Raw genomic sequence first — 8,397 nt, 5'->3', positions numbered from 1 at the left:
TATCAAATATTAAACTTAGATAGATTTTTCAATTCTCAAAACTCTAGACACTTACGACAGTGAAAAAGAAAGTCCCTTTTCTACTTATCATGATGTTGTTTAGCCATCTCCTCCTTAACAGGACAACTGCACGCGCAATCACCGCAAGATCCCTTTTGCTTGATATAGCGCCTCAGCGCTAAAATAGCGCCTAAAAAAATGATAATCGCAATAATAATTGTTGACATAGCTCTCCTTTACTTCTCAATCAAGGCTAAATTATCCAAACTAATCACCAAGTCTTTGTCATTTGGCTTTCTTACAATCAAATAAAGCAGAATCACCGTCAAGCACATCGCTATTATTGTCCAAAAACGAATAGGGCTATGGTAAATCAAGACCAGACCAAATTGGTACACCAATAAACTCACCACATAAGCCAGTCCTGTCTGAAACAAAATAGCTCCAACTGTCCAAGAAATAGCATTCATCTCACGCTTGATGGCTCCAATAGCTGCAAAACACGGTGCACATAACAAATTAAAGGTCATAAAGGAATAAGCAGCTAGTGGACTATAGTCTGCTTGCAAACTCGACCAAAGTTGACGACTCATCTCATCAGCATCAGGCTGGTGATAGAGAATACCAAATGTAGCGACCACTGTCTCCTTAGCCACCAAGCCACTAATAGCGGCTACTGTGGCTCTCCAATTACCAAAACCTAATGGCGAAAATACTCCAGCCAATAATCGCCCTAGATCTGCTAGGATGCTTTTATCTGTCTCTACCTGCTCAAAAGCCATGTTATAAGAGCTAGTGAACCAAATGATAATGGTCAAACTAAAAATAATCGTTCCAGCACGTTTAGCAAAACTTAGCGCCTTTAAATAAGCATAACGACAGACAGCACCTAACTTAGGCAGATGATAAGCTGGTAATTCCATGACAAAGGGACTGGTATAACCACCTAAAAGACGTGTCTTTTTCATCCCGATACCTGATAAAATAATGGCTAACATTCCTAGAAAATAGCTACTAGGCGCCACAAAAGCATTACCTGGGAAAAAAGCTCCTGCAATTAAAGCTATAATTGATAGTTTAGCTGAGCAAGGCATAAAGGTCGTCGTCATAATCGTTATCTTTCGTTCTCTCTCACTTTCGATTGTCCGACTAGCCATAATACCAGGGACCCCACAACCTGTCGAAATCAGCATTGGAATAAAAGATTTTCCAGATAGACCAAAACGTCTAAAAAGCCTATCCATAATAAAGGCAATGCGGCTCATATAGCCGATATCCTCTAAGATACCCAAACACCAAAAAAGAACAAAAATCTGTGGCAAAAAGCCTAAAACAGCTCCCACCCCAGCGATAATCCCATCCACAATTAACGATTGTAGCCACATATCGACCTTTAATTTCTCCAAAAACGTCGTTGCTAGATGAGGGACATACTCTCCAAATAAAACATCATTGACCCAGTCAGTTGCTAGTGTACCCACCGTTTGAATGGATAGATAATAAACCAAAAACATCACCAAAGCAAAAATCGGCAAGGCTAAAAAGCGATTGGTCACTATCTGGTCAATCTTATCTGAGTTGCTCAGGCTAAAGTCGTCTTGTTCATGCATAGCCATTTGACAAACACGCTCAATAAAAGCATAGCGCTCATTGATGACAATAGCCTCACTTTCTTCGGTAAAAATCTCTTCTGTAATAGCGATAATGTCATCAATTTCGCGACGTTGAAATACAGATAAATCAAGCTCTTTTGCAACCAAGCTATCACGCTCAAACAGCTTAATCGCATAAAAACGCTTGAAACGACTAGGTACACTATCTCCTAAGACCTCTATAATCTCTGCTAAAGCGGCTTCTAGCTTATCATCATATGTCGGCATCAGAGCTTTCTTTGGGTGTTTTAGTAAAGAGTTGACTTCTTTAAGTGCTTTGGTGACTCCCAAGCCCGATCTAGCACTCATCTCCACGACACTAACCCCTAACTGATAGGACAACTTATCCGCTGAGATTTGCTTTTGCTTATTCTTTAAGATATCTGTCATATTAAGTGCTAGTAAAACGGGCAAGCCCATCTCTATCAACTGAGTCGTCAAATAAAGGTTACGCTCCAGATTAGTACTATCTACAACATTAACAATGATACTAGCTCTATTAGACAGCAAATAATCTCTAGCCACAGTCTCTTCTGGGGTGTAAGGAGACATCGAGTAAATACCTGGTAAGTCTTGCAGCAACAAGTCTTTATGCCCTTTAATCTTACCACTTTTACGCTCTACCGTTACCCCTGGCCAATTGCCGACATGCTGATTAGAGCCTGTCAAGCGATTAAATAGAGTCGTCTTACCACTATTTGGATTTCCAATAAGTGCAATCTCTGTCATTTCCCTTCCTCCTTGATAGGAACAACACTAATTGAGGCGGCTTCTGATTTTCTAAGGGTCAACTCATAACCACGCAAACTAAGCTCAATAGGGTCACCAAGCGGAGCGACTTTTCGCAGATAAACCTTTGTATGGCGTGTCAACCCCATATCCATTAAGCGTCTTTTAACATCCTTTTGCGCAAAAATATCCTCAATATAAGCGTAAGTGTCAAGAGGTAAATCCGATAAAGGGATGCTTTTAGCCTCATCCTCATCAGCTCTTACCACTTCAACTTTTTGCAAAATAGACTGATCAAAAGCTAAGCGACTTCCTTTTAGCATCACAATAGCTCCCTCTTTTGTCTTAGCTAGCAAACGCACCGTCTCTCCCTGCCTCATTCCCAGATGAGATAAATGTGACACACTCTCTTTTGGTAAATGAATAGTCCTAATAATATACGGCGTTGACAGATAGGCGTCATCTAAAAGCATATTTCTTGACCTCTTCTCTTTAATATGGTAGTAACATTTTTGTTTATTATATCACAAATTATTCCCAAATTAACAGAATATTCAATATTATAATCATTATAAAAAGTCGAGTGATACTCGACTTTATCTCTATAAGACACGCCCTAAAAAATCTCTAGTACGTTCTTCTTTGGTATGGTCAAAGACTTGCTCGGGGCTTCCTTCTTCGACGATATTGCCTCCATCCATGAAAATCACACGATCAGCTACCTCACGAGCAAAGCCCATTTCATGAGTGACAATGACCATAGTCATACCTGACTTGGCTAGATCTTGCATAACACCTAGTACCTCGCCGACCATCTCTGGATCAAGAGCTGAGGTAGGCTCGTCAAACAACAAAACGTCAGGATCCATCGCTAACCCTCTCGCAATAGCAATCCGTTGTTGTTGACCACCTGAGAGACTTTGTGGATGAGCTTTTGCCTTATCTTTAAGCCCCACACGCTCTAGAAGTTCATAAGCCTTTGCCTCAGCACTCGCCTTATCAATACCCTTAGTTTTCATTGGTGCCAAGGTGATATTATCTAAAACAGACATGTTAGGAAAAAGGTTAAACTGCTGAAACACCATCCCCATCTTCTCACGCATCTTAAAAATATCGTTAGAGCGATCTGTAATATCAACACCTTCAAATAAAATCGTTCCCTGACTTGGCTCTTCCAACAGATTCATAGTTCGTAAAAAAGTGGATTTCCCTGACCCTGAAGGACCAATGATAGCAACCACTTCCCCTTTTTGGACATCTAAATCAATACCCTTTAAAATATGATTTTTCCCAAATGACTTATGCAGTCCCTTAATCGAGATAATTGTCTCTGTCATTAGTGTTGTTCTCCTTTTCCAAGATGATTTTCCATCCATTTAAGTAAAGCTGATAAAACCGTTGTCACCACGAGGTAATAAAAAGCAGCAAATAAGTAAGGTGTCAAGGGAATATAGGTTTTGGCTTGAATGGTTGTCGCGCCTCCCCACAACTCCATAATCCCAATGGTTTGAAGAAGTGAGCTGTCCTTAACAATCGTAATAAATTCATTACCTAAAGCTGGCAAGATGTTTTTAAATGCTTGTGGTAAAATCACATAGCGCATAGCTTTAGTTGGACGAATCCCTAACGAATAAGCCGCTTCTAGCTGACCTTTTGGCACAGCTTCAATACCCGCACGAACAATCTCAGAGATATAAGCACCACTATTTAAAGACAAGATGACAATCCCTGGCATAATCCGTGAAAAATCCATATCAATAACACCAAAACCAACCGTTGGCATGCCATTAAAAAAGCTCATCCATGCAAAGGCTATAGCAATTTGCACCAGCATCGGTGTCCCACGAAAAATCCAGACATAAGCACTAACCAACCACTTAAAGAAACGGACTTCATGCCCCATAATCACCAGATGCCCACGCTTAATCAAAGCCACTAAAACACCGATAATACTCCCAAAAAAGACCACACAAATCGAAATCATAATGGTGACTAAGACACCATAATTAAAATAAGCTAAGTACTGTGGCAAAAATGAAAAATCCACTACTCTTATCCCCCTAAAGCTAAATGATTTATTGATTATACCATATATTGAATAAAGATACAACCTTTATTCATTTTTACTTAGTAGCCTTTTGAAAACAAAAAAATCCAAGAAAACTTGGATTTTTCTTAATAGAGCAAATCGTAAATTTCCATCGCAATCAAGTCAATGCTATCAAATTGATAAACTTCACGAGCATTGACATCGCGCAAGGTAAAGACAGGACCATTTTCTGCATCGTTGCTAAAGCCGACCTCTGCGACAACAACGCCCTCACGTTCAAAGTTGCGTTTAAGATTACCACCATCTGTCGCCATCAATTCCAAACGATTGATGATTCTCACCAAATGTGATTCCATGTTAATTCTCCTCTTAGTTTTTAATGTCACTTTATTTTACCATAAAATAGGGCTCTAGGACAAGAAAAACTCTTGATTGATGAGATAAGCTGACGATTTTAAGATAATAATGACAATCACAACAAGACTTTACGACCATCACAAATCGCCAAGCCTAACAAATAGTTGCTTTTATACATTTTAAATTCTATATTTATTCATTTCCAACTATTCTATTCTTTTTAGCACTTTAAGACAAAGAGTGCTAAAAACTAATCTTTTTTCTTGCATTCTAAAAAGTGCGTGCTATAATAGAACTATAAAGTTTGACCAAGTTTGACTAATCAATACTAACTTGGTGCTAATAGCCTTAACGCTTAGCATAGCAGATTGATTAAGAAGAAGGGGGTAATCTATGCTCTGTCAAAATTGTAATCTTAACGAAGCAACTATTCATCTCTACACTAATATCAACGGTCAACAAAAACAGGTTGACCTCTGTCAAAATTGTTATCAAATTATTAAGACAGACCCTAATAACAGCCTCTTGTCTGGCTTGACACCTAAAGCAACAAATCAGCAAAACACTAATAACTTTAATCCACTTTTTGATGATTTCTTTGGTGATTTAAATAACTTTCGTGCCTTTGGTGGTCAAGATTTGCCAAACACACCACCAACACAAGCAGGAGGAAATTCTGGAGGTGGCAACAATCGCCGTCCTAATCAACCTAAAGCGCCTCAACAAGAACCTGGTCTCCTTGAGGAATTTGGTATCAACATTACAGATATGGCACGCCGCGGGGATATTGATCCTGTCATTGGACGTGACAGTGAGATTGTCCGTGTCATCGAAATTCTAAACCGCAGAACCAAAAATAATCCTGTCCTCATCGGAGAGCCTGGTGTTGGTAAGACCGCTGTTGTTGAAGGTCTCGCCCAAAAAATTGTTGACGGGGATGTCCCTCAAAAACTCCAAGCCAAGCAAGTCATTAGACTAGATGTGGTCAGTCTCGTACAAGGAACTGGCATTCGCGGACAATTTGAAGAGCGTATGCAAAAACTCATGGAAGAAATTAGAGAGCGTCAAGACGTTATCCTCTTTATTGACGAAATCCATGAAATCGTAGGAGCAGGCTCTGCTGGGGATGGCAATATGGATGCTGGTAACATCTTAAAACCAGCTCTAGCGCGCGGAGAGTTGCAGTTAGTAGGGGCAACAACGCTAAATGAATACCGCATTATCGAAAAAGATGCTGCTCTTGAGCGCCGTATGCAACCTGTTAAAGTTGACGAACCTAGTGTCGAAGAGACCATCACTATTTTAAAAGGGATTCAAAAAAAATACGAAGACTATCATCACGTCAAATATAGTGACGATGCCATTGAAGCCTCTGCTGTCTTATCTAATCGCTATATCCAAGACCGCTTCTTACCAGATAAGGCAATTGACCTACTCGATGAAGCAGGCTCTAAGATGAACCTCACTCTGAATTTTGTAGATCCTAAAGAGATTGACAAGCGTCTCATTGAAGCTGAAAATCTCAAAGCTCAAGCTACACGTGATGAAGATTTTGAACGCGCTGCTTATTTCCGCGACCAGATTGCTAAATACAAGGAAATGCAACAACAAAAAATCGATGACCAAGATACACCTATCATTACTGAAAAGACTATCGAGCATATCATCGAAGAAAAAACGCATATCCCTGTCGGTGATCTCAAAGAAAAAGAACAATCACAGCTTATCCACTTAGCGAGTGACCTCAAAAAGCACGTCATTGGGCAAGACGAAGCTGTCGATAAAATTGCTAAAGCCATTCGTCGTAACCGTGTGGGATTAGGAAGCCCTAATCGCCCAATCGGTTCATTTCTCTTTGTCGGACCAACTGGTGTCGGAAAAACAGAATTATCTAAGCAACTGGCTATCGAACTCTTTGGCTCTAGTGACAGCATGATCCGCTTTGATATGAGTGAATACATGGAAAAACACGCTGTCTCAAAACTAGTCGGAGCTCCTCCAGGCTATGTTGGCTATGATGAAGCTGGACAATTAACCGAAAAAGTCCGTCGCAATCCTTATTCTCTTATCCTACTTGATGAGGTAGAAAAAGCTCATCCTGATGTCATGCATATGTTTCTTCAAGTCCTTGATGATGGACGCTTGACAGATGGACAAGGGCGTACTGTCAGCTTTAAAGATACCATTATCATCATGACCTCAAATGCTGGAACTGGCAAAACAGAAGCTAGTGTTGGGTTTGGTGCTGCAAGAGAGGGACGGACAAACTCTGTTCTTGGCGAATTAGGGAACTTCTTTAGCCCAGAATTTATGAACCGTTTTGATGGTATCATCGAATTCAAACCACTTAGCAAGGATAATCTCCTCCTTATCGTTGACTTGATGTTAGAGTCTGTCAACAATCGTCTAGCCGTTAATGGCATCCACCTAGATGTCACTGATAAAGTCAAAGAAAAATTAGTTGACTTGGGCTATGACCCTAAAATGGGCGCTAGACCACTACGTCGTACGATACAAGATCATATCGAAGACGCTATCACAGACTTTTATCTTGAACATCCACAAGACAAAGACCTCAAAGCTGTCCTCAATAGTAAAGGGGACATCTACATCAAAGCTAACAAATTACAAGAGGTAGAAGTCAACCAAGAAGAACACTAAAAGAAAGGGCAATCCTTTCTTTTTTTTCATCACCAAAGCAAGATTGCAGAAATTTAGGCTTTTTTTTAGTATAATAGCACTAATCAAGCCTACAAGGAGGAGATAAAATGGCTATTGCGACATTTGGTCAGAAAAAGGAAGACACTCACTACGTCACACGTCACGGTGTCTATGCTATCATCCCTAATCACGACAAGAGTGAAATTATACTGGTGCAAGCTCCCAACGGTTCTTGGTTTTTACCTGGGGGCGAGATAGAGGCAGGTGAGAGCCATATGACAGCTCTTGAGCGTGAATTGTTAGAAGAGCTAGGATTTAGCGCAACGATTGGCTACTACTACGGTCAGGCTGATGAGTACTTCTACTCTAGCCATCGTGATACTTACTTTTACAACCCCGCTTATCTCTATGAAGTGACCAACTATCATATCGAAGGTAAACCACTTGAGGACTTTAACCATATCGCTTGGTTTTCTCTTAATGAAGCCAAAAAACACCTAAAAAGGGGAAGTCATCGCTTTGGTGTTGAAGCTTGGGAAAAAAATCACCATTAGAACCTCAATATTTAAGCTTTTCCTCCTAATAAATGCTATAATATAAGAAAGTATAATATTAGGAGGTCAATTATGAGGCTTATCAACACCACAAGTAGCCACGGTGAGTTGGTACAAGGGCAATTGCGCAATACCGATGCCACCTTGGTCGAAACTTACTCAGCGGGTAATACGGATGTTGTTTTTACCCAAGCGCCTTACCATTACGAAATTTTGATTTCAAACAAGTACCGTGCCATCAAGGATGAAGAACTCGAAGCTATTCGTGAATTTTTCCTTAAGCGAAAAATTGACCACAGTATCGCTCATCTCGATAAAATCCAAACCTTGCATACTAGTAATTTGATTGAAATCTCAATTCCAGCTAAAATTTAAAAAGCTACCTCAAGGGTAG

9 protein-coding genes are annotated in these 8,397 nt (G+C 40.1%); 3 read left to right on the top strand and 6 right to left on the bottom strand.

Annotated features, from left to right (window positions below):
• Positions 1 to 80 precede the first annotated feature (80 nt).
• The 6 genes from ACLN19_RS07595 to ACLN19_RS07570 form a co-directional block, all read right to left on the bottom strand.
• Complete coding sequence (locus tag ACLN19_RS07595; RefSeq protein WP_413384962.1) at positions 81 to 227, bottom strand: FeoB-associated Cys-rich membrane protein; 147 nt, start codon at positions 225 to 227, stop codon at positions 81 to 83.
• Between the two features lie 9 nt (positions 228 to 236).
• Entirely contained in the window at positions 237 to 2,381 is a 2,145-nt protein-coding gene (gene feoB / locus ACLN19_RS07590; RefSeq protein ID WP_413384960.1) for a ferrous iron transport protein B, read from the bottom strand.
• Positions 2,378 to 2,854: a FeoA domain-containing protein gene (locus tag ACLN19_RS07585; protein ID WP_413384958.1), complete on the bottom strand. Its 477-nt coding sequence runs from the start codon at positions 2,852 to 2,854 to the stop codon at positions 2,378 to 2,380. The genes feoB and ACLN19_RS07585 overlap by 4 nt, the downstream gene beginning before the upstream one ends.
• A gap of 129 nt (positions 2,855 to 2,983) precedes the next feature.
• The gene (locus ACLN19_RS07580) at positions 2,984 to 3,718 is read right to left on the bottom strand and encodes an amino acid ABC transporter ATP-binding protein (RefSeq protein ID WP_413384956.1); all 735 of its coding nucleotides are present in this window, start codon (positions 3,716 to 3,718) and stop codon (positions 2,984 to 2,986) included.
• A complete protein-coding gene (locus ACLN19_RS07575) occupies positions 3,718 to 4,428 on the bottom strand; it encodes an amino acid ABC transporter permease (RefSeq protein ID WP_413384954.1) in 711 nt (236 codons plus the stop codon). Before ACLN19_RS07575 ends, ACLN19_RS07580 begins: the two co-directional genes overlap by 1 nt.
• 128 nt (positions 4,429 to 4,556) lie before the next feature.
• On the bottom strand, positions 4,557 to 4,787 hold the full coding sequence (locus ACLN19_RS07570; protein ID WP_413384952.1) for a DUF1797 family protein: 231 nt from the start codon (positions 4,785 to 4,787) through the stop codon (positions 4,557 to 4,559).
• A 394-nt stretch (positions 4,788 to 5,181) separates the two neighbouring features.
• On the opposite strand from ACLN19_RS07570, the gene ACLN19_RS07565 reads away from it, so the two are divergent.
• The 3 genes from ACLN19_RS07565 to ACLN19_RS07555 all read left to right on the top strand — a co-directional run bounded on the left by ACLN19_RS07565 (position 5,182) and on the right by ACLN19_RS07555 (position 8,378).
• Positions 5,182 to 7,449 (top strand): ATP-dependent Clp protease ATP-binding subunit, encoded by a 2,268-nt coding sequence (locus tag ACLN19_RS07565; RefSeq protein ID WP_413384950.1) that lies wholly within the window; start codon positions 5,182 to 5,184, stop codon positions 7,447 to 7,449.
• A gap of 107 nt (positions 7,450 to 7,556) precedes the next feature.
• Positions 7,557 to 8,003: an NUDIX domain-containing protein gene (locus ACLN19_RS07560; protein WP_413384948.1), complete on the top strand. Its 447-nt coding sequence runs from the start codon at positions 7,557 to 7,559 to the stop codon at positions 8,001 to 8,003.
• A 72-nt stretch (positions 8,004 to 8,075) separates the two neighbouring features.
• Positions 8,076 to 8,378: a DUF1827 family protein gene (locus tag ACLN19_RS07555; protein ID WP_413384945.1), complete on the top strand. Its 303-nt coding sequence runs from the start codon at positions 8,076 to 8,078 to the stop codon at positions 8,376 to 8,378.
• Positions 8,379 to 8,397: the final 19 nt, after the last annotated feature.

This window comes from Streptococcus lishijunsis (assembly GCF_047290665.1).
Classification (GTDB): Bacteria; Bacillota; Bacilli; order Lactobacillales; family Streptococcaceae; genus Streptococcus.
The sequence above is the reverse complement of the archived record's forward strand: the minus strand, read 5'-3'. Positions and strand labels throughout refer to the sequence as shown.